Annotated in this window: 21 protein-coding genes; 19 read left to right on the forward strand and 2 right to left on the reverse strand. The window is 71.1% G+C overall.

Features of this window, described 5'->3' with window-relative positions:
- Positions 1-38: 38 nt before the first annotated feature.
- The 18 genes from ACWH95_RS09700 (at position 39) to ACWH95_RS09785 (ending at position 21,358) form a co-directional block, all read left to right on the forward strand.
- Positions 39-1,085, forward strand: a complete 1,047-nt coding sequence (locus ACWH95_RS09700) for a response regulator (protein ID WP_136035183.1) — start codon at positions 39-41, stop codon at positions 1,083-1,085.
- Entirely contained in the window at positions 1,086-2,075 is a 990-nt protein-coding gene (locus ACWH95_RS09705; protein WP_136035182.1) for an ATP-grasp domain-containing protein, read from the forward strand.
- Positions 2,072-2,788, forward strand: coding sequence for a PHP domain-containing protein (locus ACWH95_RS09710; protein WP_206251656.1), 717 nt, complete (start codon positions 2,072-2,074; stop codon positions 2,786-2,788). The genes ACWH95_RS09705 and ACWH95_RS09710 overlap by 4 nt, the downstream gene beginning before the upstream one ends.
- On the forward strand, positions 2,788-4,275 hold the full coding sequence (locus ACWH95_RS09715; RefSeq protein WP_136036406.1) for a glycosyltransferase family 2 protein: 1,488 nt from the start codon (positions 2,788-2,790) through the stop codon (positions 4,273-4,275). Before ACWH95_RS09710 ends, ACWH95_RS09715 begins: the two co-directional genes overlap by 1 nt.
- A complete protein-coding gene (locus ACWH95_RS09720; protein WP_168387313.1) occupies positions 4,272-4,415 on the forward strand; it encodes a hypothetical protein in 144 nt (47 codons plus the stop codon). The genes ACWH95_RS09715 and ACWH95_RS09720 overlap by 4 nt, the downstream gene beginning before the upstream one ends.
- Complete coding sequence (locus ACWH95_RS09725; RefSeq protein WP_136033572.1) at positions 4,412-4,759, forward strand: response regulator; 348 nt, start codon at positions 4,412-4,414, stop codon at positions 4,757-4,759. The genes ACWH95_RS09720 and ACWH95_RS09725 overlap by 4 nt, the downstream gene beginning before the upstream one ends.
- A complete protein-coding gene (locus ACWH95_RS09730) occupies positions 4,756-6,570 on the forward strand; it encodes a sensor histidine kinase (protein ID WP_136033570.1) in 1,815 nt (604 codons plus the stop codon). Before ACWH95_RS09725 ends, ACWH95_RS09730 begins: the two co-directional genes overlap by 4 nt.
- A 49-nt stretch (positions 6,571-6,619) precedes the next feature.
- Positions 6,620-6,868, forward strand: coding sequence for an AbrB/MazE/SpoVT family DNA-binding domain-containing protein (locus tag ACWH95_RS09735; RefSeq protein WP_378803467.1), 249 nt, complete (start codon positions 6,620-6,622; stop codon positions 6,866-6,868).
- Positions 6,868-7,230 carry a type II toxin-antitoxin system VapC family toxin gene (locus ACWH95_RS09740; RefSeq protein WP_241115343.1) on the forward strand — a complete coding sequence of 121 codons (363 nt, stop codon included), beginning with the start codon at positions 6,868-6,870 and terminating at the stop codon, positions 7,228-7,230. Before ACWH95_RS09735 ends, ACWH95_RS09740 begins: the two co-directional genes overlap by 1 nt.
- Before the next feature lie 87 nt (positions 7,231-7,317).
- On the forward strand, positions 7,318-9,006 hold the full coding sequence (locus tag ACWH95_RS09745; RefSeq protein ID WP_206251653.1) for an ABC-F family ATP-binding cassette domain-containing protein: 1,689 nt from the start codon (positions 7,318-7,320) through the stop codon (positions 9,004-9,006).
- A gap of 49 nt (positions 9,007-9,055) precedes the next feature.
- Complete coding sequence (locus ACWH95_RS09750; protein ID WP_136033579.1) at positions 9,056-10,171, forward strand: GuaB3 family IMP dehydrogenase-related protein; 1,116 nt, start codon at positions 9,056-9,058, stop codon at positions 10,169-10,171.
- A 59-nt stretch (positions 10,172-10,230) separates the two neighbouring features.
- On the forward strand, positions 10,231-10,989 hold the full coding sequence (locus tag ACWH95_RS09755; RefSeq protein WP_136036415.1) for an SURF1 family protein: 759 nt from the start codon (positions 10,231-10,233) through the stop codon (positions 10,987-10,989).
- Between the two features lie 270 nt (positions 10,990-11,259).
- On the forward strand, positions 11,260-15,861 hold the full coding sequence (locus tag ACWH95_RS09760; protein WP_454120589.1) for an ExeM/NucH family extracellular endonuclease: 4,602 nt from the start codon (positions 11,260-11,262) through the stop codon (positions 15,859-15,861).
- A 121-nt stretch (positions 15,862-15,982) separates the two neighbouring features.
- Positions 15,983-16,495 (forward strand): DUF3817 domain-containing protein, encoded by a 513-nt coding sequence (locus tag ACWH95_RS09765; protein WP_454120590.1) that lies wholly within the window; start codon positions 15,983-15,985, stop codon positions 16,493-16,495.
- Positions 16,492-18,078 (forward strand): glutamine-hydrolyzing GMP synthase, encoded by a 1,587-nt coding sequence (gene guaA, locus ACWH95_RS09770; RefSeq protein WP_136033560.1) that lies wholly within the window; start codon positions 16,492-16,494, stop codon positions 18,076-18,078. The genes ACWH95_RS09765 and guaA overlap by 4 nt, the downstream gene beginning before the upstream one ends.
- Positions 18,079-18,126: 48 nt before the next feature.
- On the forward strand, positions 18,127-19,515 hold the full coding sequence (locus ACWH95_RS09775) for a glycosyltransferase (protein ID WP_378822563.1): 1,389 nt from the start codon (positions 18,127-18,129) through the stop codon (positions 19,513-19,515).
- A gap of 117 nt (positions 19,516-19,632) precedes the next feature.
- A complete protein-coding gene (locus ACWH95_RS09780) occupies positions 19,633-20,061 on the forward strand; it encodes a YciI family protein (protein WP_136033557.1) in 429 nt (142 codons plus the stop codon).
- 10 nt (positions 20,062-20,071) lie between these two features.
- Positions 20,072-21,358 (forward strand): RNA polymerase sigma factor, encoded by a 1,287-nt coding sequence (locus ACWH95_RS09785; protein ID WP_454120591.1) that lies wholly within the window; start codon positions 20,072-20,074, stop codon positions 21,356-21,358.
- Between the two features lie 132 nt (positions 21,359-21,490).
- On the opposite strand, the gene ACWH95_RS09790 is transcribed toward ACWH95_RS09785, so the two are convergent.
- A complete protein-coding gene (locus tag ACWH95_RS09790; RefSeq protein WP_136033553.1) occupies positions 21,491-21,763 on the reverse strand; it encodes a GlsB/YeaQ/YmgE family stress response membrane protein in 273 nt (90 codons plus the stop codon).
- A 159-nt stretch (positions 21,764-21,922) separates the two neighbouring features.
- Complete coding sequence (locus ACWH95_RS09795; protein ID WP_136033551.1) at positions 21,923-22,849, reverse strand: Bax inhibitor-1/YccA family protein; 927 nt, start codon at positions 22,847-22,849, stop codon at positions 21,923-21,925.
- A 90-nt stretch (positions 22,850-22,939) separates the two neighbouring features.
- Between ACWH95_RS09795 and ACWH95_RS09800 the strand changes: the two genes are divergently transcribed.
- Positions 22,940-23,926, forward strand: a complete 987-nt coding sequence (locus ACWH95_RS09800; RefSeq protein ID WP_378803470.1) for a glycerophosphodiester phosphodiesterase family protein — start codon at positions 22,940-22,942, stop codon at positions 23,924-23,926.
- Positions 23,927-23,934: the final 8 nt, after the last annotated feature.

Below are 23,934 nucleotides of genomic sequence, written 5' to 3' on the forward strand. Positions count from 1 at the left end.
CCCCCACCGGCAGGGAAGCTCCCCAAGGAGAGCCGTACATGTCTGAGGACGCCCCCCGCATTCTCGTCGTCGACGACGACCACGATGTCGCCCTGCTGGTGAAGACCGTGCTGGAGCGCCGTGCCGGCTGCATCGTCGACCTCGCGGAAGACGGGCGCTCCGCGATCGACCGCGTCGCCGAGGTGCGCCCCGACGTGGTGGTCACCGACATCGAGATGCCGGGTCTCAGCGGGCTCGAGCTGCTCGCCGAGCTGCGCCGCACGATCCCCACCGTGCCGGTGATCGTGATGACCGCGCACGTCTCGGTCGAATACGCCGTGTCCGCCCTGCGCGCGCAGGCCGACGAGTTCCTCACCAAGCCGCTCGACAACGCCCGGCTCGTGGAAGCCGTGACCCGCCTGGTGGAGGAGGGGCGACGGCGACGCGAGGAGGCGAGGACGACCGAGGTGGTGCTCGCGATCGGCGCCCACCCCGACGACGTCGAGATCGGGGTCGGCGGCATCCTCGCGGCCCACGCCGCCGCCGGCGACGCGATCACGATCCTCACCCTGTCCCGCGGAGCCAGGGGCGGAGACGCCGACAGCCGCCAGAACGAGTCGCTCGCCGCGGCCGAGCGGATCGGCGCCCGCCTGTTCCTGAAAGACCTCGTCGACACGGAGATCTCCGGCGGCGGCTCCACCGTGCGACTGATCGAAGAGGTCGTGCGCGAGATCCAGCCGACCATCGTCTACACGCACTCCCCGCACGATCGGCACCAGGACCATCGCGCCGTGAGCGAGGCCACGATCGTCGCGACCCGTCGTGTCGGCACCGTCGCGTGCTACCAGAGCCCCTCCTCGACGATCGACTACCGACCGACGCGCTTCGTGCGCATCGACCGCTTCCTCGACGAGAAGCTGCGCCTGCTGGAGTGCTTCCAGTCGCAGGCCGCCGCGAGCCGTGACTACCTCGCCCCCGAGTTCGTCACCGCGACCGCGCGGTACTGGTCGCGATTCGGCGGGGGCGACGCGGTGGAGCCGCTGGAAGTGGTGCGCGAGACGGCGGAGTTCGTCGGCGCACACGAACTCACACGACGGGAGAGCTGAATGACGCAGCGCGTGCTGGTGACCGGGGCGGGCGGACCGGCCGGGGTGGCGGTGATCCGCTCCCTGCTCCGTCGCTCCGACCTGACGGTGTTCGCCGCCGACATGGACGGCTGGGCGAGCGGGATCTACCTGGTGCCGCCGGAGCAGCGTCGCCTGGTGCCGCCCGGACGCGACGACGACTTCGTGCCCGCGATCGCGCGACTCGTGGCCGAGGACGACCTCGACCTCGTGATCTCCACCGTCGACGTGGAGCTCATCGCGCTCGCGGACCGCCGAGACGAGCTGGCTCCCGCGGTGCTGGCCGCGCCGTCGTCGGACACGCTGCACACGGCCCTCGACAAGCTCGCCCTCGCGGAGCGCTGCGCCCCGACCGGACGCACCCCGCGCACCGTGCTCGCCGGTCCCGACGCCGCCGCGGTCGACTGGGAGTTCCCGGTGTTCGCCAAGCCGCGCCAGGGAGCGGGCAGCCGGGGCATCCGCCTCGTGCCCGACCGCGCCGCGCTCGACGCCCTGCCGACCGACGAGGGCCTCATCGTGCAGGACTTCCTGCCCGGCGAGGAGTACTCGGTCGACGTGATCTCCGACGCCTCCGGTGCGGTCGTCGCCGCGGTGCCGCGCACCAGGGCCAGGGTCGACTCGGGCGTCGCGATCGCCGGACGCACCCTGCGCGACCCCGAGCTGGAGGAGACCGCGTCCGCGATCGCCCGGGCGATCGGCCTGGTGGGCGTCGCCAACGTGCAGCTGCGCCGCGACCGCGACGGCCGTGCCGTGCTGCTCGAGGTCAACCCGCGCTTCCCCGGCGCGCTCCCGCTGACGATCGCCGCCGGCGTGGACATCCCGTCGCTGGTCGCCGACCTGTTCCTGGGCCGCGAGCTGCCCGTGCAGGTGCCGTTCCGCGAGGTCGCGTCGGTGCGGTTCCTGGAAGACGTGATCGTCGAGGTCGACGACGTGCTCGTCTCGGAGCACGCCGGTCATCAGGAGGACGTATGAGTCACGCGGTGCTCCGGGGGGACCATCACGTGCACTCCACCTTCTCCGACGACGCGGTCTCCACACTCGAGGAGAACGTGGCGGCCGCGGTCGCCGCGGGGCTCGACACCGTGCGCCTGGTGGATCACGTGCGCCAGAGCACGACCTGGGTGCCGGAGTACCTCGCCGCCGTCCGCGCCCTGCGAGCGCCGGACGGGCTCACGGTGCTGACGGGCGTGGAGGCCAAGATCCTCGACGCGTCCGGAGCGCTCGACATCCCCGCGCTCCCCGCCGGGATCGACCGCATCCTGATCGCCGACCACCAGTTCCCGGGCGAGGACGGGCCGCTCGGCCCCACCGCCGTCCGCGAACGCATCGCCGCGGGCTGGGCGGCCGACGACGTGCTCGACCAGTTCGTGGGGGCCGTCGTGGCGACCATGCACCGCCACCCCGGCAATCAGCTCGCGCACTGCTTCTCGATCCTGCCCAAGATCGGCCTGTCCGAGGAGCAGCTGGGCGCCGAACGGCTGCGCGAGTGGGCACGCGCCGCCGCGGCCACCGGCACGCTCGTCGAGGTGAACGAGAAGTGGGCGTGCCCCGGGCCCGACGCACTGGCCGCCCTGCGTGACGCGGGCGCCGAGGTCGTGGCGTCGACCGACAGCCACGTGGCCACCGACGTCGGCCGCTACTCCCGCATCCTTCCGCTGCTCGACGGCGTGGAGGTGACCGGCTGATGCCCGACCTCGCCTGGTACGAGACCGTGATCGTGGTCGTCCTGCTGCTGTGCGTGCTCGTGGGCACGCTGCCCGTCATCAACACGGGCCTGCAGTTCCTGGCGCTCCCGCTGCACGCGTTCCGGAACCACTACCCGAAGGCCGCCCCATACCACCCGAACGTCGCGGTGGTGATCCCGGCGTGGAACGAGGGCATGGTGATCGGCCCCGCGATCGAGAGGCTGCTGCAGCTGGAGTACCCGGCGGAGCGGCTGCGCGTGTTCGTGGTCGACGACGCCTCCACCGACGACACCCCCGAGATCGTGGCGCAGAAGGCCGCGGCATACCCCGGACGGGTCGTGCATCTGCGGCGCGAGCAGGGCGGCCAGGGCAAGGCGCACACGCTCAACCACGGGCTCGACGTGGTGCTCGCGGACGACTGGACCGAGGCCGTGCTCATCATGGACGCCGACGTGATCTTCGCGCGCGACTCGCTGCGCAAGCTCACGCGTCACCTCGCCGACGAGAAGGTCGGCGCGGTCACGGCGTACATCGCGGAGGGCAGCCGCGACCGCAACTACCTGACGCGCTTCATCGCGATCGAGTACGTGATCGGACAGCTCTCGGCCCGCCGCGTGCAGAACGTCGGCGGCGCCATCGCGTGCCTCGCGGGCGGCGCCCAGCTGCACTCCCGCGCGAACCTGGAGGCCATCGGCGGTCGCATCCCGACCGGGACCCTCGCCGAGGACACGATGACCACGTTCGAGAGCCAGCTCCACGGACGCCGGATGGTGTTCGAGCCGCACGCCGTGGTGCTCGCGGAGGAGCCGCGCACGATCGACAGCCTGTGGAAGCAGCGGCTGCGGTGGGCTCGCGGCAACGTGCAGCTGACGTCCATCTACAAGAAGCTGTGGTTCCGCCCGAGCCGCGATCACAACCTCGGCAGCGTCGGCTTCGGCCTGGCGTGGTTCACGATCCTGCTGCTGCCGGCGTTCATGCTGCTCGCCGCCGCCGGCCTGATCGCGCTCCTGCTGCTGCACAGCGACATCGCCGAGTTCGTGTTCCGCTTCATGTGGATCGCCGCCGCATGCATCTACATCTTCTCGATGCTGTACTCCGTGCAGCTCGACCCGCGGATCGGCCGGCAGTCGTGGCGCGAGGCGATCATGTTCCCCGGCCTCGGCGCGCTGATCCTGATGTTCATCGCGCTGTTCCCGTGGACGCTCGACGGTCTGCTGAACCTCTTCGGCGAAGAGGCGACGGATCAGGCGCGATTCGGGTGGCTGCTGTTCTTCTACCTGTGGGGCCCCGTGTCGATGCTCGGCATCTGGCTGGCGCGCGCCGTCGAGCCCCTGCCCGGAGGGCGTTTCTTCGCCGGGCTGCTCCTCTACGTGTGCGGCTATGGCTCCCTGCTGTGCGCGATCACGGTGGACTCGTACCTCAAGGAGTGGCGCCGCGCCGACGCCTCGTGGATCAAGACCGAGAAGGTCGGACGGGTGGACTCATGACGGACGCACCTTCGCATGACGCCGAGGTCGAGGAGATCGCCGAGGACGCCCGGCGCGAGAAGCGGCTCATCCCGCAGGCCCTGATCTCCCTCGGCATCGTGGTCGTGATCGTGGTCGTGCGAGAGCTGCTCCTCCGATGACCGGGAGGCCGCTGGCGCTCGTGGTCGAGGACGCGGCCGATCAGGCGACACTCCTGGGGCGGTACCTCGACCGGGAGGGCTTCGACGTCTTCATCGCGCCCGATGCCGAGTCCGCGATCGCCGCCTTCCCCGACATCCATCCGGTCGTCGCCGTGCTCGATCTGCTGCTCCCCGGCATCTCCGGTCACGCCTGCTCGCGTCTCATCCACGAGCGCTTCCCCGACTGCTACCTCGTGGTCAGCTCCGTGCTCGATGTCGCGGACTACCCGCCGGCCGACGCGGCGCTGCCGAAACCCGTCACGGGGGCCGACCTGCACCGCGTGGTCGAGGGGGTGCCGCGATGAGGGCCACGCCGCTCGAGCGCGCCGAGAGCCGCTGGTACCGGGTGTTCGACAACCCGAGTCCGATCGTGAAGCAGGCGCCCACCCTGGTCGCGACGGTGATCGCGGGCAGCATGACGTGGGCCATCCCCGGCCTGCCGTTCACGCACCTCGGCGCGGCGCTGATCGGCATCGGCATCGTGCTGCTGGCCACGCTGCAGGCCGGGGTGCTCAGCGCCCTGCACGTGCGCGAGGGCTGGATCGTGCTGGCGGTCCCCATGCTCGACATCGTGGGGCTCGGCCTCTTCCGTGCGGGGACGGGCGGGGCAGCGTCGCTGTTCAGCTCGCTCGTGCTGCTGCCGATCATCTGGATCGCGGCCGCCCCCGGCATCCGGTGGGTGTTCGTGGTCGGCGCGCTGTCGTCGCTCGCCCTGCTCATGCCGTACATCACCGACCCGCCGTCGAACGCCGTCGTGTGGCTGCGCGGCGTGGTGGGGCCGCTCGTGTTCGCGGCGGTCGCCGCCGTGGTGAACGAGCTGTCGCGGCAGCAGAGGATGCGGGTGGAGCAGGCCGAGGATCTGGTGACCGAGCGCACGAGGGCGCTGTCCGAGAACGTGGCGATGATCGTGCAGCTGCGGCAGAAGGAGCACGAGTACCGGGTGCTGCTGGACTCGTTCGAGAGCCTGTGGTCCTCGATCACCGCGCAGGCCGTGATCGCCACCGACCGCGCGGGGCGCATCACGGCGTGGAATCCCGGGGCCGTGCGGCTGCTCGGGCTCACGGTCGACGAGGCGCTCGACGACGTTCGCATCGACCGGTTCTTCTCCCGAACGGTGCTGTCGATGCTCGCGGAGGACACGGCAGCGCGACGGGAGGCGTCGGGTGAGGCGTCCGTCGCGGGGGCGAGTGCGGGGCCGGCGCCCGAGGGCATCCGGGCGCTGTTCGCGCAGGCCGACGAGGGGGTCACGGTCGACGGCGACGTGGAGGTCACCACGGCGGGCGGCACGACCGTTCCCGCGCGCGTGACGGTGAGTCCGCATAAGGACGGCTCCGGTGCCCAGCAGGGCTACCTGTTCGTGCTGACCGATGAGACGCGGGCGGTCGAGGTGGCCCGCATGAAGGACGAGTTCGTGGGCATGATCTCGCACGAGCTGCGCACGCCGCTCAGCGCGATCATCGGCTTCCTCGACCTGTTGCAGAACGATCCGGGCCAGCCGCTGACCGAGGATCAGCAGGAGTTCGTCGGGATCATCGAGCGCAACGCGAAGCGCCTGCTCAACCTGGTGGGCGACCTGCTGTTCACCGCCCAGGTGGAGTCGGGGCGCTTCCCGTTGGAGCGCGTGGAGGCCGACGTCGCCGAGCTCGTGCGGTCGGCGGTCGCATCCGCGGGCCCGCACGCGCAGCGGGAGGGCATCGAGCTGGTGGCGGACGCGGGCGACGAGCCGATCCGGCTGCTCGTGGATCCGGGGCGGATCGGGCAGGCCGTCGACAATCTCCTGTCGAACGCGATCAAGTTCACGCCGAGCGGCGGCCGGGTCACGGCGGCCGTGCGGCGCGTGGACGGCGGCGTGCAGATCTCGGTCGCGGACACCGGCGTCGGCATCCCGGAGGACGAGCAGGGCATGCTCTTCACGCGGTTCTTCCGGGCCTCGACGGCCACGCGGAATGCCGTGCCCGGCGTGGGGCTCGGCCTCACGATCACCCGCGCGATCGTGCTGGCGCACGGCGGTTCGATGGACGTGACGAGTCAGGAGGGCGTGGGGACCGAGTTCCGCTTCGTCCTGCCGGCGGCGCCGAAAACCGAGGTGCTGCAGACCCTGAGCCGCGCGGACTGACCTTCGGCGGCCCGGGCCACGGGGAGGAGCTCGGTGGTACGCTGAGGTCATGGATACCACGTTCGTCGCTCCGATGGGCGATCGCGGTCGGCTGGTGATCCCGGCCGAGTTGAGGGCCCGACAGCACTGGGAGCAGGGCATGCCGCTGCTCATGATCGAGTCGAACGGGGGTGTCGTGCTGGTGACGAGGGAACAGGCGAAGGCGCTGGTCCGCGCTCAGCTCGATGGCGCCAGCGCTCTGGAATCCCTCCTCGCCGAGCGTCGAGCCGCCGCGGCCGCCGAAGACGCCGCCGCGTGATGGTTCTCGACGCGTCGGCGCTGCTGGCGTTCCTGCAGGGCGAGCCGGGCGCCGACCGCGTCGAGGAGGCCTTGGACGGCGCCGTCGTCGGGGCGGCGAACTGGGCGGAGGTCGCGCAGAAGGTCCGCGCGGCTGGGGCGGACTGGGGTATCGCGTCGGGGCTACTGCTCAGCTACCGCCTGACGGTCGAGCCGGTGTCGGTGGCCGATGCCGAGGCGGCCGCGGCGATGTGGCGGCGGGGGAGCGGGCTCTCGCTGGGGGACCGGCTGTGTCTGGGGCTGGCGGAGCGTCTCGGCGCGACGGCGCTCACCGCGGACCGCGCGTGGGGCGAGTCCGAGCGCGTCGAGCAGGTGCGTGGCTGAGTCGGACTGACCTTCGACCACAACGGTCGCAGCATCCTGATAGTCTGGTCGGCTCGCTGTGCGCGGGCGGAAGGACGGCCACGCGCTGTGGGGTACATCGACGCATCAGGCATCTCGCTGACGCTTCCCGACGGAAGACCGCTGCTCGACGAGGTCTCGTTCCGGGTCGGCGCCGGCTCGACGAGCGCGCTCATCGGGCCGAACGGCGCGGGCAAGACCACGCTCCTGCGGATCATCCGCGGCGACCAGGCGGCCGACGACGGCGTCGTCACCATCGACGGCGGACTCGGCGTGATGGATCAGTTCGTCGGGCACGGCGAGCCGGGGCAGACCGTGCATGAGCTCCTCGTGCGCGTCGCCCCCGCCCGCATCCGCGCCGCCGCCGAAGCCCTCGACGCGGCGGAGAACGCCCTGATCGACCGTGATGAGCACGACACGCAGATGGCGTACGCCGCAGCCATCGCGGAGTACGCCGACGCCGGCGGCTACGAGCACGAGACCGTATGGGACCAGTGCACGATGGCGGCGCTCGGCGTGCCGTTCGAGCGGGCGCGGTACCGCGAGCTCACGTCGCTGTCCGGCGGCGAGCAGAAGCGCCTGGCGCTCGAGGCTCTGCTGCGCGGACCCGACGCGGTGCTCCTGCTCGACGAGCCGGACAACTACCTCGACGTCCCGACCAAGCGGTGGCTGGAGGAACAGCTTCGGCAGACCGCGAAGACCGTGCTGCTCGTGTCGCACGACCGCGAGCTGCTCGCCCGCGCGGCCGACCGGCTCATCACGCTCGAACCAGGGGCGGCCGGTTCGACGGCGTGGGTTCACGGCGGCGGCTTCGCGACCTACCCGCAGGCGCGCATCGACCGCATGGAGCGGCTCGACGAGCTGCGCCGTCGGTGGGACGAGCAGCACGAGAAGCTGCGCGTGCTGGTCGCGAACCTCAAGGTGAAGGCCTCGGCGAACGACGGATTCGCCTCCCGCTACCAGGCGGCGCAGACGCGACTGCGCAAGTTCGAGGAGGCGGGGCCGCCCGAGGAGCGTCCGCCCGCGCAGGAGTTCGACATGCGCCTGCGGGGCTCGCGCACGGGCAAGCGCGCCGTGGTGGCCGAGCGGCTCGAGCTCACCGGGCTTATGCGTCCCTTCGACGCGGAGGTGTGGTTCGGCGACCGCGTGGCCGTGCTGGGCTCGAACGGCTCGGGCAAGTCGCACTTCCTGCGACTGCTCGCGCGCGGCGGCAGCGACCCGGACCCGACCCTGGGTCACGTCTCCTCCGCCGCGGAAGACCTGAGTCCCGTCGCGCACACCGGTCGCGCGGTGCTGGGGGCGCGCGTGGTGCCGGGGCTGTTCGCGCAGACCCACACGCACCCGGAGTTCGTCGGACGCACGCTGCTGGAGATCCTGCACCGCGGCGACGACCGCCGGGCGGGGATGCCCCGGGACGCCGCGAGCTCGGCGCTCGACCGCTACGGGCTGGTGCGGCAGGCGCTGCAGACGTTCGAGTCGCTGTCCGGTGGGCAGCAGGCGCGGTTCCAGGTGCTGCTGCTGGAGTTGTCCGGCGCGACCCTGCTGCTGCTCGACGAGCCGACCGACAACCTCGACCTGGAGTCGGCGGAGGCGTTGGAGCAGGCGCTGGCGCGGTTCGAGGGCACGGTGCTCGCGGTCACGCACGACCGCTGGTTCGCGCGGTCGTTCGACCGGTTCCTCGTGTTCGGCTCCGACGGCGAGGTGTACGAGTCGGACGAGCCGGTGTGGGACGAGCGCCGCGTGGCACGGGCCCGGTGACCGCGGGCACGCGCCCCCTCGGGGTGCCCGGTAGGCTGGACGGGTGACCATGGAGATCGAGCTCGGCCGAGGAAAGCGCGCCCGTCGCGCGTACACGTTCGACGACATCGCGGTGGTGCCCTCGCGGCGCACGCGCAACCCGGAGGACGTGTCGACCGCCTGGACGATCGACGCCTTCGGCTTCGAGATCCCGGTGCTCGGCGCGCCGATGGACTCCGTCGTGAGCCCGCGCACGGCCATCATGCTCGGCCAGCTGGGCGGCTTGGGCGTGCTCGACCTCGAGGGTCTGTGGACCCGGTACGAGGACCCGGAGCCGCTGCTCGCGGAGATCGCGGGTCTCGCCGACGACCGGGCGACCGTGCGCATGCAGGAGCTGTACGCCGAGCCGATCAAGCCCGAGCTCATCACGCGGCGCCTGGCCGAGATCCGCGAGGCCGGTGTCACCGTCGCCGGTTCCCTCACGCCGCAGCGCACCCAGGAGTTCTACGACACCGTGGCCGCGGCGGGCGTCGACCTGTTCGTCATCCGCGGCACCACCGTCTCGGCGGAGCACGTGTCGAGCGTGGCCGAGCCGCTCAACCTCAAGAAGTTCATCTACGACCTCGACGTCCCGGTCATCGTGGGCGGCGCTGCCACCTACACCGCGGCGCTGCACCTGATGCGCACCGGCGCGGCCGGCGTGCTGGTCGGCTTCGGCGGGGGAGCGGCGTCCACCACGCGCGCCACCCTCGGCATCCACGCCCCGATGGCCACTGCGGTCTCCGACGTCGCCGCTGCGCGCCGCGACTACCTCGACGAGTCGGGCGGGCGCTACGTGCACGTGATCGCCGACGGCGGCGTCGGTACCTCGGGCGACATCGTGAAGGCTCTCGCGATGGGCGCCGACGCGGTCATGCTCGGCGTGGCCCTCGCCCGCGCGACCGACGCGCCGGGGCAGGGTTTCCACTGGGGCCCCGAGGCGCACCACCCCAAGCTCCCGCGCGGCCGCCGGGTCGAGGTGGGCGGCATCGGCACGCTCGAGGAGATCCTGTACGGCCCCGCGCCCGTGGCCGACGGCACCGCGAACCTCATCGGCGCGCTGCGCAAGTCGATGGCGACCACCGGATACTCCGACCTCAAGGAGTTCCAGCGGGTCGAGGTCGTGCTCGCCCCGTACGAGGCCTGAGCCGCCGCCGCTGCACCGTGACCGCCCCCGCCCCGTTCCCGCCGACCCTCCGTGAGGTCATGCTGCGCGGACGCTGGATCGGCATGCTGCTGCTGTGCCTCGTGGTCGCCGGGGTGTTCGCGTGGCTCGGGCAGTGGCAGCTGGAGCGCGCGATCGAGACCGACCCGCCGCCGCCCGGCGTGACCGAGCAGGTGCGGCCGCTGTCCGACGTGGTCGAGCCGGGGCAGTACCTCGCCGAACCCCTCGTGGGGCAGCGGGTCGAGACGAGCGGGACGTGGATCCCGGACGACTTCCTGGTGGTGTCGAGCCGCTTCAACGACGGCGTCGAGGGGTTCTGGGTCACCGGACAGCTGCGGGTGGACGAGCGTGTGTCGATCGCCGTGGCGATCGGCTGGGCTCCCGACCGCGCGGCCGCCGATGCCGCGGTGGAGCGCCTGGCCGCGGAGGCCGACGGTCGCCCGGTCGAGGTCGCGGGGCGCATCATCTCGGACGAGGGGCCGTCGGTGCCGCCGCGCAGCGACCCGGAGCGTCTCGACCGCATGTCGCCCGCCGCGCTGCTCAGCCGCTGGCACGACACGGAGCAGCTCGACGTGTACCGCCCGTACCTCGCCTCGACCACCGCGACGGCGGGGCTCGAGGACATCTCCTCGCCGGCACCCGACGAGCAGTCGCCGGTGAACTGGCTCAACGTGTTCTACGCGGTGGAGTGGGCGATCTTCGCGGGCTTCGCGTTCTACCTCTGGTACCGCCTGGCGAAGGACGCGTGGGAGCGCGAGGTCGAGGAGTTCGAGGACGCGGCGGCGGCCGAGAGCGTCTGAACGGCGTGCGCATCCGCGCGACCTCCGGTGCGCTTCTGCGCGCGGCCGTGCCCCGATGTGAACCTTCGTCAGGGGTGCGCGCGGCCCTTCGGTGAGCAGTCGGTGACCATCGTGAAAACTCCGTTGAGGATGTCCGACCCGCTTCGTATGCTCGCTCCATGTGCGCACGCTGGGAGTTCCCGATGCGTGCGGTGACAGCGTCCTGAGCAGGGTCGATACACGATCGAGGAGACAGCACCGATGATGTCCGCTTCAGAGCACGGGGAGCCCATGACCCCCCTCTCGCACCGCAGAACCAGGGGGCGCATCGGCGCTCTCGCCGTGACCTGCGTCGCCACCCTGGGCCTCGGCTCGCTGGTCGCGACGCCCGCCGTCGCCGATCCGACCGGGACCGGGGTGGTGATCAATGAGGCGTACCTCTCCGGAGGCAGTGCCGGTGCGGCGTACACGAACAAGTTCGTGGAGCTGTACAACCCCACGTCCGAGGCGGTGTCGCTCGACGGCATGTCCCTGCAGTACCGCTCGGCGACCGGCTCGGCGGCGTTCACCGGGATCGCGCCGCTCACCGGCAGCATCCCCGCCGGCGGCTACTTCCTGGTGCAGGGCAACAGCAACGGCACGAACGGCGCCGCGCTGCCCACGCCCGACGCGGTCACCGGCCTCACCCCGAGCGGCACGAACGGCACCATCGCCCTGGTCGAGGGCACCACGGCGATCACGCTCGCCCCCGGGTCCGCGGCGGGAGCCGACGGCGTCGTCGACCTGCTCGGCTACGGCACCTCCAACACGTTCGAGACGAAGGCGGCCACGGCGCCGTCGGGCAACACCGACGTGCGGTCGCTGAACCGCACGAACGGCGCGGACACCGACGACAACGGCGTCGACTTCTCGCTGTCCGCCACCATCACCCCGCAGAACTCCGGTGGCACCGACCCCGGCACCGACCCGGGCACCGACCCCGGCACGGAGCCGCAGAAGGCGACCATCGCCGAGGTGCAGGGCACCACCGACGTCTCGCCACTGAACGGCACGCGCGTGCAGGTCGAGGGCGTCGTCACCGCCGACTACCGCACGGGCGGCTACAAGGGCATCGTCATCCAGACGCAGGGCTCGGGCGGCGCGACCGACGCGACCCCCGGCGCCTCCGACGGCGTCTTCGTCTTCCTGAACGCGCTGGCCCCCACGCTCGCGATCGGCGACCTGGTCTCGGTCACCGGCACCGTGAGCGAGTACTACGGCCAGACGCAGGTGAACCCGGCCGCCGCGGCGGACGTGACGGTGGTCACGCCGGGCGTCGGCGTGCCCGCGGTCACTCCGCTGCCCGCCACGGTGCAGGGCGCCGACCGGGAGCAGTACGAGAACATGCTCGTCGCGCCCGAGGGCACCTACCGCCTGGCGTCGAGCCACCAGCTGTACAACTACGGCACGCTGTGGCTGAACGCAGGAGATGCCCTGGCCGTGAAGAGCACCGAGACCACGCGTCCCGGTGCCGACGCCGCCGCGATCGCCGCGGCCAACCGCGCCAACCGCATCCTGCTCGACGACGGCTGGTCGATCCAGGTGACCAACAGCGGCCACCCGGGTCAGCAGCCCTACTTCACGAAGGACCAGGTCGTCCGCAACGGCGACACGGTCGACTTCGGCGACAACGGCTACGTGCTGCAGTGGGGCTTCGACGACTGGCGTCTGCAGCCGGTCGTGCCGATCGACGACTCCTCGCCCGCCGAGCTGAAGGTCGGCTTCGCGGCGACGAACCCGCGTCCGACGGAGGCGCCCGAGGTGGGTGGCGACGTGCAGGTGGCGTCGTTCAACGTCTACAACTACTTCACGACGCTGAAGAGCGAGAACTCCAACGCGCGGGGCGCCGCGAACGCCGCGCAGTTCGCGATCCAGAAGTCCAAGATCGTCGCGGCGATCAACGGCCTCGACGCCGAGATCGTCTCGCTCATGGAGATCGAGAACTCGGTCAAGCTCGGCAAGCCGGTCGACACGGCGCTGAAGGATCTGGTCGCCGGCCTGAACGCCGACGCCGGCAGCGACGTGTGGGGCTACGTGCCCACGCCCGAGGCGCTGAACGATGCGGCGACGACCGACTACATCACCAACGCGATCATCTACAAGAAGGACGCCGTGAAGCGGGTCGGTGACAGTCTCACGACGACCGACGAGTCCGTGTGGGGCAACGCGCGCGAGCCGATCGCACAGGCGTTCGACATCGACGGCCGCGTGGTCACCGTGGTCGCGAACCACCTGAAGTCGAAGTCGCCGCCCGAGGGTGCGGGGGCGGAGCCGGCCGACGGCCAGGGCTTCTTCAACGCCGACCGCGTGGCGCAGGCGAACGCGATCCTCGCCTTCACGGCGGAGCTGGAAGAGACGACCGGCAGCAGCGACATGCTCCTGATCGGCGACTTCAACGCCTACGGCAAGGAAGACCCGATCGACGTCTTCACCTCGCAGGGGTGGAGCGACCTGGTCGCCGACGAGACCGACGGTCAGTACACGTACACGTTCGACGGCGAGCTCGGCTCGCTCGACCACGTGATCGCGTCGCCGTCGCTCGTCTCGTCGATCACCGGCGCGGGCGTCTGGGGCATCAACTCGCCGGAGTGGAGCGACCGCGGCTACGCGTTCGGCGCCACCGAGGAGGGCACTCCGTACCGCTCCAGCGACCACGACCCGATCATCGTCGGCGTCTCCGCGGAGATCCCGCCGGTGAGCATCGACGTGGTCACGGTGAACGACTTCCACGGCCGCATCGAGGCCGACGGGGCCGCGGCCGGTGCCGCGGTGCTCGCCGGTGCGGTGCACCAGTTCCGTGACGCGAACCCGAACCTGATCTTCGCGGGAGCAGGCGACCTGATCGGCGCGTCGACGTTCACCTCCTTCATCAACGACGACAACCCCACGATCGACGCGCTCAACGCGGCGGGCCTCGACGTGAGCGCCGCGGGCAACCACGAGTTCGACCAGGGCTGGGAGGACCTGCGCGATCGCGTGCAGGACCGTGCGGACTGGGAGTACATCTCGTCGAACGTGTTCGTCACTGAGACCGGTGAGCCCGCGCTCGCCCCGGCCTGGGTGAAGGAGGTCGACGGCGTGCGCGTCGGGTTCGTCGGCGCCGTCACGGAAGACCTCGACTCGCTGGTGTCCCCGGAGGGCATCGCCGATCTCGAGGTGCGCAGCATCGTCGACTCCGTCAACGCGGTGGCCGACGACCTGCGCGACGGTGACGCGTCCAACGGCGAGGCGGATGTCGTGATCCTGCTCGTGCACGAGGGTGCCGAGAGCACCGCGCTGTCGGCCATCACGGAGGACTCCCCGCTGGGTGAGATCGTCTACGGGGTGGACGACGACGTGGACGCGATCGTGTCGGCGCACACGCACCTCGCGTACAACCACGTGATCGACGGTCGCCCCGTGGTCTCCGCCGGTCAGTACGGCGAGAACCTCGGGCTGATGAACCTGCAGGTCGACCCGACCACGAAGGAGCTGCTCTCGATCACCAACGAGATCAAGCCGCTCACGGCCGCCGGCAAGCCGCTGTACCCGGCGGTGCCGGAGGTGCAGGCGATCGTCGACGCCGCCAAGGCCGAGGCCGACGTGCTGGGCGCCGTGAAGGTGGGTGACATCACCGCCGACTTCAACCGGGCGCGGCAGACGAACGGCTCGGAGAACCGCGGCGGCGAGTCCACGATCGGCAACTTCGTGGCCGACGTGCAGCAGTGGTCCACGGGCGCCGACCTGGCTCTCATGAACCCGGGAGGCATCCGCGCGAACCTCACGTACGCGTCGTCGTCCGCGAGCGATCCGAACGGCAACGTCACCTACCGCGAGGCGGCCACGGTCCAGCCCTTCGCCAACACGCTGGTCACCCTGACCCTCACCGGCACGCAGCTCAAGGGCGTGCTCGAGGAGCAGTGGCAGCCGGCGGGGTCGGCACGTCCGTTCCTCAAGCTCGGCGTCTCGAAGGGTCTCGTCTACACCTACGACCCGACCGCGGCGCAGGGCTCGCGCATCACGTCGATCACGCTGAACGGCGCCCCGGTCGACCCGGACGCGCAGTACACGGTGGCGGCGAACTCGTTCCTCGCGGCGGGTGGCGACAACTTCGCCACCTTCAAGGAGGGCGCGGGCAAGCGCGACACCGGCAAGATCGACCTGCAGTCGATGGTGGACTGGTTCGACGCGAACAAGACCGCGACGCCCGATCTCGCCCAGCGCGCGGTCGGCGTGACGCTCAGCCCGGCCGATGCCGACGGGTACAGCGCCGGCGACCAGGTGACGGTGTCGCTCTCGTCGCTCGCGTTCAGCGGCGGAGAGGCCGCACCGGGCGAGGTGACGCTGTCGCTCGGCGACACGGCGCTCGCCTCGGGCACGGTCGACCCGGCCGTGGTCGACACCACGGACGAGGGTGGCCGTGCGGCGCTCACGTTCGCGGTGCCGTCCGGGGTGTTCGGCGACCAGGTGCTGACGGTGAACGTCCCCGCGACGGGCACCACGGTGCAGGTGCCCCTCACGATCGCCGGCCAGGAGGAGTTCGCCGGCACGATCGAGCTCGGCTCCTCCAAGGTGGCTGCGGGCAAGAAGCTCACGGTCACGGGCGAGGGGTATGTGCCGGGCGAGACCGTGACGATCGCGCTGCAGCCCAAGAAGGGCGCGGCGGTGCAGGTCGGCACGGTGCAGGTCGGCGCCGACGGGACGTTCACCACGCAGGTGACCGTGCCGAAGAGCGCACAGCCGGGCAAGTACACGGTCTCGGCGGCTCAGGCCGACGGTGACGCGGCGACCGCGACCGTCACGGTGAACCGTGCGGGCGGCATCGTCGGCGCGATCATCGACTGGCTGTGGGACCTCATCTCCGGCTGGTTCTGAGTCCGGAACGGATGACCGCAGCGGAGGCCGTCGGGAGCGATCCCGGCGGCCTCCGTCGTGCCGCGGGAGACGGAGCCGCCGGCCGGATTCGGCATCGGGCGACCCCGACTAGACTGGACCCATGCCCGAACCGAAAGTCGCCAGCTTTCCGGCGATCCGCGGTGCGCTGAAGTTCTACCAGATCGCGTCGATCATCACGGGAGTCATGCTGCTCCTGCTGTTGACCGAGATGGTGCTCAAGTACACGCCGATCCACCTCGAGCTCTTCGCGGGAGGCTCCGGCGGACCGCTCTGGTTCGCGGGCGTGATCGCGGGTCCCGCCTGCCAGTGGTGGTCGCTGTTCGCCCCGATGACGAACTCCTGCGAGATGACGTCGCTGGGCGACGGCTTCAACCTGTCGCTGTTCATCCTGGTGGCCCACGGCTGGTTCTACGTGGTCTACCTGTTCGCATGCTTCCGCATGTGGAGCCTGATGCGCTGGCCGTTCCCGCGGTTCATCCTGCTCGCCCTCGGCGGTGTCGTGCCGCTGCTGTCGTTCTTCATGGAGGCCATCGTCGCCCGTGAAGTGAAGTCCTATCTCGCCACCCGGGAGGCCGAGGAGGCCTCCGCGACCGCCCCGGAAGGTGTCCGTTGACCGAACAGTCCGAGACCCAGCAGCGCCCCGCGCTCGTCGTCGACTTCGGCGCGCAGTACGCGCAGCTGATCGCCCGTCGTGTGCGGGAGGCCGGCGTCTACAGCGAGATCGTGCCGCACACGGCCACGGCCGCGGAGATCGCCGCCAAGAACCCCGTGGCGATCATCCTGTCCGGCGGCCCGTCGTCGGTGTACGAGGAGGGGGCGCCGAAGCTCGACCCCGCCGTGTTCGACCTCGACGTGCCCACGCTGGGCATCTGCTACGGCTTCCAGTACATGGCGCAGACCCTCGGCGGCGAGGTCGCGAACACCGGGCTGCGCGAGTACGGCGCCACCGATGCCGTGATCTCCGGCGACGGCGGCGTCCTGCTGGGCGGTCAGCCCGCGGAGCAGAACGTGTGGATGAGTCACGGCGACCAGGTCGCGAAGGCGCCGGAGGGCTTCGAGGTCCTCGCCACGACCGAGGCGACCAAGGTCGCGGCGTTCGCGAACGAGGAGCGCCGCTTCTACGGCGTGCAGTGGCACCCCGAGGTCAAGCACTCCGACCACGGCCAGCGCGTGCTGGAGAACTTCCTCCACAAGGGCGCGGGCCTCGCGTCCGACTGGAACCCCGACAACGTGATCGCCGAGCAGGTCGAGCGCATCCGCGAGCAGGTCGGTGACGCCCGCGTCATCTCGGCGCTGTCCGGCGGTGTCGACTCCGCGGTCTCGACCGCCCTCGTCCACAAGGCCATCGGCGACCAGCTCACGGCGGTGTTCGTCGACCACGGGCTGCTCCGCAAGGGCGAGCGCGAGCAGGTCGAGAAGGACTACGTCGAGTCGACCGGCGTGCGGCTCATCACGGTCGACGCGGCCGAGACCTTCCTCGGGCACCTGAAGGGTGTGACCGACCCGGAGGAGAAGCGCAAGATCATCGGCCGCGAGTTCATCCGCGCGTTCGAGAAGGTGCAGCTCGACCTGGTCGAGGAGGCCAAGGCCGACGGCGGCGCCCCGGTGAAGTTCCTCGTGCAGGGCACGCTCTACCCCGACGTGGTGGAGTCCGGCGGAGGCGCGGGCACCGCGAACATCAAGTCGCACCACAACGTGGGCGGCCTGCCCGACGATCTCGACTTCGAGCTGATCGAGCCGCTGCGCGCTCTGTTCAAAGACGAGGTGCGTGCGATCGGCCGTGAGCTCGGCATCCCCGAGGCGATCGTCGGACGGCAGCCGTTTCCGGGGCCCGGCCTCGGCATCCGGATCATCGGTGAGGTCACCGCTGACCGTCTCGAGATTCTGCGTGAGGCCGACGCCATCGCCCGCGAAGAGCTGACGAAGGCGGGACTCGACCAGGAGATCTGGCAGTGCCCCGTGGTGCTGCTGGCCGACGTGCGCTCGGTGGGCGTGCAGGGCGACGGCCGCACGTACGGCCACCCGATCGTGCTGCGTCCGGTGTCGAGCGAAGACGCCATGACCGCCGACTGGACGCGCCTGCCGTACGACGTGCTGTCGAAGATCTCGAACCGCATCACGAACGGGGTGCGCGACGTGAACCGGGTCGTGCTCGATGTCACGTCGAAGCCCCCGGGGACGATCGAGTGGGAGTGACGGGGGCCGAGTGATCGGCTCCCGCGTCCGCCGAGGAGGTGCGAGACGATGACCGAGGAGTCCCCACCCGTGCTTCCGGACGCGGACTACCTGGTGCTGTCCAGCCGCCTCATCCCGGGGCTCGACGGCGGATACACGATCGCGACCCTCGCCCGCGCCCGGATGCTGGCCGCGGCGGGCGTCGGCGACGGCGCCGGACCGGAACTGCTGACGTTCGATCCGGGTACCGCCGCCGACCACGCGGAGCATCGACGGGTGTTCACGGAGCGCGGCGCGCTGTCCGACCCGGGGCGGATGCGCAACCTCTTCGATGAGGCCATCGCACCGGAGGGCGGGGCGGCTGCGTGGCTGCGGGAGACCGCCGATGCCGCCGTCGTCGCCGACCCCGACGTCGAGTACCGGGTGCTGCGCGACGTCGAGGGCCGCCCGTTCGCCGCGCTCCCGGTGATCCCGGGCAACCCGGACTGGCACCTGACCGACGAGCCGGTGCTGGTGTACGACGCCGCGGGAGTAGTGGCCGGCGCCCTGCACGGCTTCCGCGGCCTGTACCGGGCGTGGCTCGACCACGTCGTGGCCGCCTCGGGCGACCGTCGCGTCGTCGTGATCTGCGAGTCGCGGCAGCTGGGCGAGCTCATCGCTGACTGGGACGACCCGCGCGTGCGCATCGTCCACACGATCCACACGATGCACGTGGAGGCGCCGTACACGCCGGACGCGACCATGAACACGCTGTGGACGCGGTGGTTCCGCCTGGCCGACCGCTTCGACGCGGTGGTCTGGCCGACCGCGACGCAGCGTGACGACGTGGTCGCGCGTTTCGGGGCGTCCGCGAATCACGTCGTGGTGCCCAACCCGATCGCGCCGGTCACGGCCCGCGCCGACCTGCGCGAGGATGGTCTCGTGGTGGTGCTGGGACGTCTCGCGCCCGGCAAGCGCATCGACCACGCGATCCGTGCGTTCCTCGCCGCCGATGTCGCCGGCACGCGACTGGAGATCTGGGGCACGGGGCCGGAGCAGGAGCGGCTGGCGGCGCTGATCGCCCAGCTCGACGCGGGCGACCGCGTGGTGCTCGCCGGGTATGCCGACGACCCGGCCACGGTGCTCGACCGGGCGTCGCTGCTGCTCACGTCGACCGCGTTCGAGGGGCAGCCGCTCGGGGTCGTGGAGGCGCTGCTGCACGGCACACCGGTCGTGTCGTACGACGTCCGCTACGGCATCCGCGATGTGCTGGGGGCGGGTGGCGGCGTGCTGGTGCCCGCGGGCGACGAGGGCGCACTGGCGACCGCGCTCCGCGATCTGCTGACCGACGCCGATCGTCTGGCCGTGCTGCGCGCCGAGGCGCCGTCGGTCGCGGCGGCCTGGAGCCCCGAGCGCTCCCTCGCCGCCCTCACGGGCGTGGTCGCCGAGGTCTCCGCCCGCCCCTCTCGACGCGCCTGATCCGCGGCGGCGCGGACGTCGGAGGAAAAGTTCTCCGTCGATGTCGATCCGGGCCGTTCCCGTTCGACGTCTTCAATGAGAGGGTCGAGAGACGGCCCATCCGACAAGGAGAACATCATGAAGTTCATGCTCATCATGCGCGCGACCGACGACGCGGTGGCGGCGTACCAGGAGATGCCCTTCGAGCAGGTCATCGAGGCCATGGGCCGATACAACGAGTCGATGATGAAGGCGGGCGTGCTGGTCGCCGGCGAGGGCCTGACGGACGCCGCGGAGGGCTTCGTGGTGGACTTCAGCGCCGACAAGCCGCTGATCACCGATGGCCCCTACGGGGAGACGAAGGAGCTGTTCAACGGCTTCTGGATCGTGGAGGTGTCGTCGCGCGAGGAGGCTGCGGAGTGGGCGAGCCGTGCGCCGCTCGGACCCGGGTCGTACCTCGAGGTGCGCCGCGTGACCGGCCCGGAGGACTTCCCCGCCGACAACGAGTGGATCGAGAAGGAGGCGGGCTGGCGCGAGGAGCAGGCCCGCCGCGCCGAGCAGCAGTGACCGCCGGCCGATGGACGCGCACGACGTGACGGCACGCTCCGCCCCCGCAGAGGGGTCGGCGGAGCGGGCCGTCGCCGCGGTGTGGCGCATCGAGTCCGCACGCATCGTGGGCACGCTCACCCGCATGGTCGGCGACTTCGGGCTCGCCGAGGATCTGGCGCAGGAGGCGCTGGTCGACGCACTGCGCCAGTGGCCCGTCGACGGGGTGCCGCGCAATGCGGCCGCGTGGCTCACCGCGGTCGCCAAGCGCAAGGCGGTGGACGCGTGGCGGCGTCGGGAGCGGCTGGACGACCGTCTGGCCCTGATCGCGCACGACCTGGAGCGCGAGCAGGCCGAGGTGCGGGATCCGTGGGACCCCGATGAGGTCGACGACGACGTGCTGCGGCTCATCTTCATCGCGTGCCACCCCGTGCTGTCGAGGGAGGCGCAGGTCGCGCTGACCCTCCGCGTGGTCGGCGGGTTGTCGAGCGAGGAGATCGCCCGGGCGTTCCTGGTGCCGACCGCGACCGTGCAGCAGCGCATCGTGCGGGCCAAGAAGACGCTCGCGGCGGCCCATGCGCCGTTCGAGGCGCCGCCGCGCGACGAGCATGCGCAGCGGCTCGGGGCGGTCCTGGGCGTGCTGTACCTGGTGTTCAACGAGGCGCACGCGGCGAGCAGCGGCCCGGAGTGGATGCGTCCGGAGCTGAGCGAGGAGGCGATCCGTCTCGCGCGCGTGCTGGCGGCGCTGATGCCGCGTGAGCCGGAGGTGCACGGTCTGCTCGCGCTGATGGAGCTCACCGCCGCCCGGTTCCCGGCCCGCCGCGACGCGAACGGCGACCCGGTGCTGCTCGCGGATCAGGATCGTGGCCGCTGGGATCGCAGTCGCATCGTCCGGGGTCGCGCCGCGCTGGCGACGGCGGACGGGTTGGGACGCGGTCGCGGGGTGTACGGCCTGCAGGCGGCGATCGCGGAGTGCCATGCCATCGCGGCCTCGGTCGACGACACCGACTGGGATCGGATCGTGCTGCTGTACGAGGCGCTCGGTCGCCTGGCCCCGTCCCCGGTCGTGGAGCTGAACCGCGCCGCGGCGGTGGCGATGGCCACGGGCCCCGCGTCGGCGCTGCGCATCGTCGACCAGCTCGCGGCGTCGGGCGCGCTGCGCGGCTATCACCTGCTCCCGGCGACGCGTGGCGAGCTGCTGCGGCGTCTCGGGCGGGAAGACGAGGCCCGCAGCGAGTTCGCGGTCGCCGCGGGTATCGCGGGCAACGACCGCGAGCGTGCGCTGCTGGAGCGCAAGGCCCGCGGGGCGGTGAGCTGAGCCCCGTCGTCGCGCCGGCCATCCCCGGCGAGGGCGGGTCCGGGGACAAAGAAGACCCGCCCCTCACGGATGCTGTCGCAGCCGTGAGGGACGGGCGTGATGACGCGGGGGCGCGTCGAGTGGGGTCGCGCGTCAGTCGTTGACCTTCTGGCCACGGCCGACGATGAGGCCGTAGATCAGCAGCACGATGATCGAGCCGCCGATGGCGAGGAGCCAGGTTCCGAGGTCCCAGAACTCCGTGAGAGGACGGTTGAGGATCAGGCTGCCGAGCCATCCTCCGAGCAGGGCGCCGACGACGCCGAGCAGCAGCGTGACGAACCACCCGCCTCCCTGCTTACCGGGCAGGATCAGCTTGGCGATGGCTCCGGCGATGAGGCCGAGGAGAAGAAAGCCGAGAAAGCTCATGGTCAGCTCCTTGATGTCGGGAGCCCCGGGGTGCCGGGGCTTCGTGATATCCACAGTGCCGCGATCGGCAGTCGCGTGCCAACCCCTTGCGCCGCACTCCCCGGATATGGCAAGAGGCCCGCCTCCCCGAGGGGAGACGGGCCTCTGTCGCGACGGGCGTCAGTTGTTGCCGCGGGCGATCGCGATGATCCGCAGGATCTCCACGTACAGCCAGACGACGGTGACCATGATGCCGAAGGCGCCGAGCCAGCCGTACTTGCGGGGAGCGCCGTTGCGCACACCCTGCTGGATCTGGTCGAAGTCGAGCACCAGCGAATACGCGGCCATGATGACCACGAGCACGCCGATGATCAGACCGAGCGGGATACCCATGATCTTCGCGCTGTACAGACCGAAGGCTTGCTCAGCGGGCAGGACGTTCGTCCACATCAGCACGAGGTTCAGCAGCGAGAAGACCAGATAGCCGATCATGGCTACGAGGAAGATCTTGGTGGCCTTCTTGGAGGCACGGATCTTGCCGCTCGCGAACAGTGCCAGGGTGACGCCGACCACAGCGATCGTGGCGAGCGTCGCCTGCAACACGATGCCCGGCCAGCGGACCTCGAAGAACGCGGAGATGCCGCCGATGAACAGGCCCTCGAACGCCGCGTAGGCGAAGATCAGCGCGGGGCGGACCGTCTTGCGCGAGGTGAAGGTGATGACCATCGCGAGCACGAAGCCGCCGAGCGCGCCGATGATCCACGGCAGCATGTTGACGGTGTTGCCGCCGTACGGGTCGAAGCGCGGGGCCGAGATGCCGCCGAGGGTCCACACCCAGCCGACCGCGGCGGTGACGAGGAGGATCGCGAACAGTCCGGCGGTCTTCCACACCGTGTCCTCGACCGACATGCGGTCGGTCTCGATGGCGCCGGCGGGCGGCGCCGCGTACATGCCCTCGAGCTGCGCGTTGGTGGCGGCGTCGACGGAGGCGTGCGTGAACGAGGCGTTCTGCGCACCCTGAGCAGCCTGCGGAGCGCCGGGATACGTCGCGACGTTGCGCGGGTCCTGCTGCTGGAACGCAGGATTGTTGAAAGCGAAGTTGCTCATTGGTGGGCCTCACTCCAAAGGGGGGTAGTAGGTCGCTTTCCTCCACGATACCCGGGCGGCGACACGCGCGGGGTGTTCTACGCTGTGAGCGTGCCCAGGAAAAACCCGCTCGTGATCGGGCATCGCGGAGCCCCCGGCTATCGCCCGGAGCACAGCCGCTCCTCCTATGAGCTCGCGCTGGCGATGGGCGTGGACGCGGTCGAGCCCGACGTGGTGGCGACGAAGGACGGGGTGCTGATCGTGCGCCACGAGAACGAGATCTCGGGCACGACCGACGTCGCGGAACACCCCGAGTTCGCCGATCGCCGGACGACCAAGCGCGTGGACGGCGCGACGCTGACCGGCTGGTTCACCGAGGACTTCACGTGGGACGAGCTCGCCACGCTGCGCACCCGCGAGCGGCTGCCCGAGGTGCGGGTGTCGAGCGCGAGCTTCGACGGGGGCCAGGCGATCCTGCGGCTGCGTGAGGTGCTCGACCTCGTGCGCGAGGGGTCGGTGGAGCACGGCAGGGAGATCGGCGTGGTGTTGGAGGTGAAGCACGCCACCTACTTCGCGAGTGTCGGTCTCGACCTGGCGCCGCTCATCGCCGCGGAGCTGCGCGAGGCCGGATGGGCGGACGGCGCGCTGCCGCTGGTGATCGAGAGCTTCGAGTCGACCGTGCTGCGGCAGCTGCGCGCGCTCGGGGTGCCGGCGTCGTACGTGTATCTGATCGAGGCGAAGGGGCGTCCGTACGACCTGGCCGTCGCGCAGGGGAAGCGGGCGCGCACGTACCCCGAGACGGTCACGCCCGTGGGGCTCGACGCGCTGGTGGGTGAGGTGGACGGCATCAGCGTCGACAAGAAGATGCTGCTGGCCGAGGGGAACACGATCGTCGCGGATGCCCACGCCCGCGGCCTGTCGGTGTTCACGTGGACCTGCCGCCCCGAGAACGCGTTCCTCGCCCCGCGGTTCCGCGGCGACGGCGGGCGCGGGGCGTTCGGCGACTACGAGGCCGAGTGGGACGTGATCGCGCGGCAGGGCGTGGACGGCGTGTTCGTCGACCACCCCGACCTGGGTGTCGCGTTCTTCCGGGGCTGACGTCCGCG

The sequence above is a fragment of the Microbacterium sp. NPDC055502 genome (assembly GCF_053643635.1).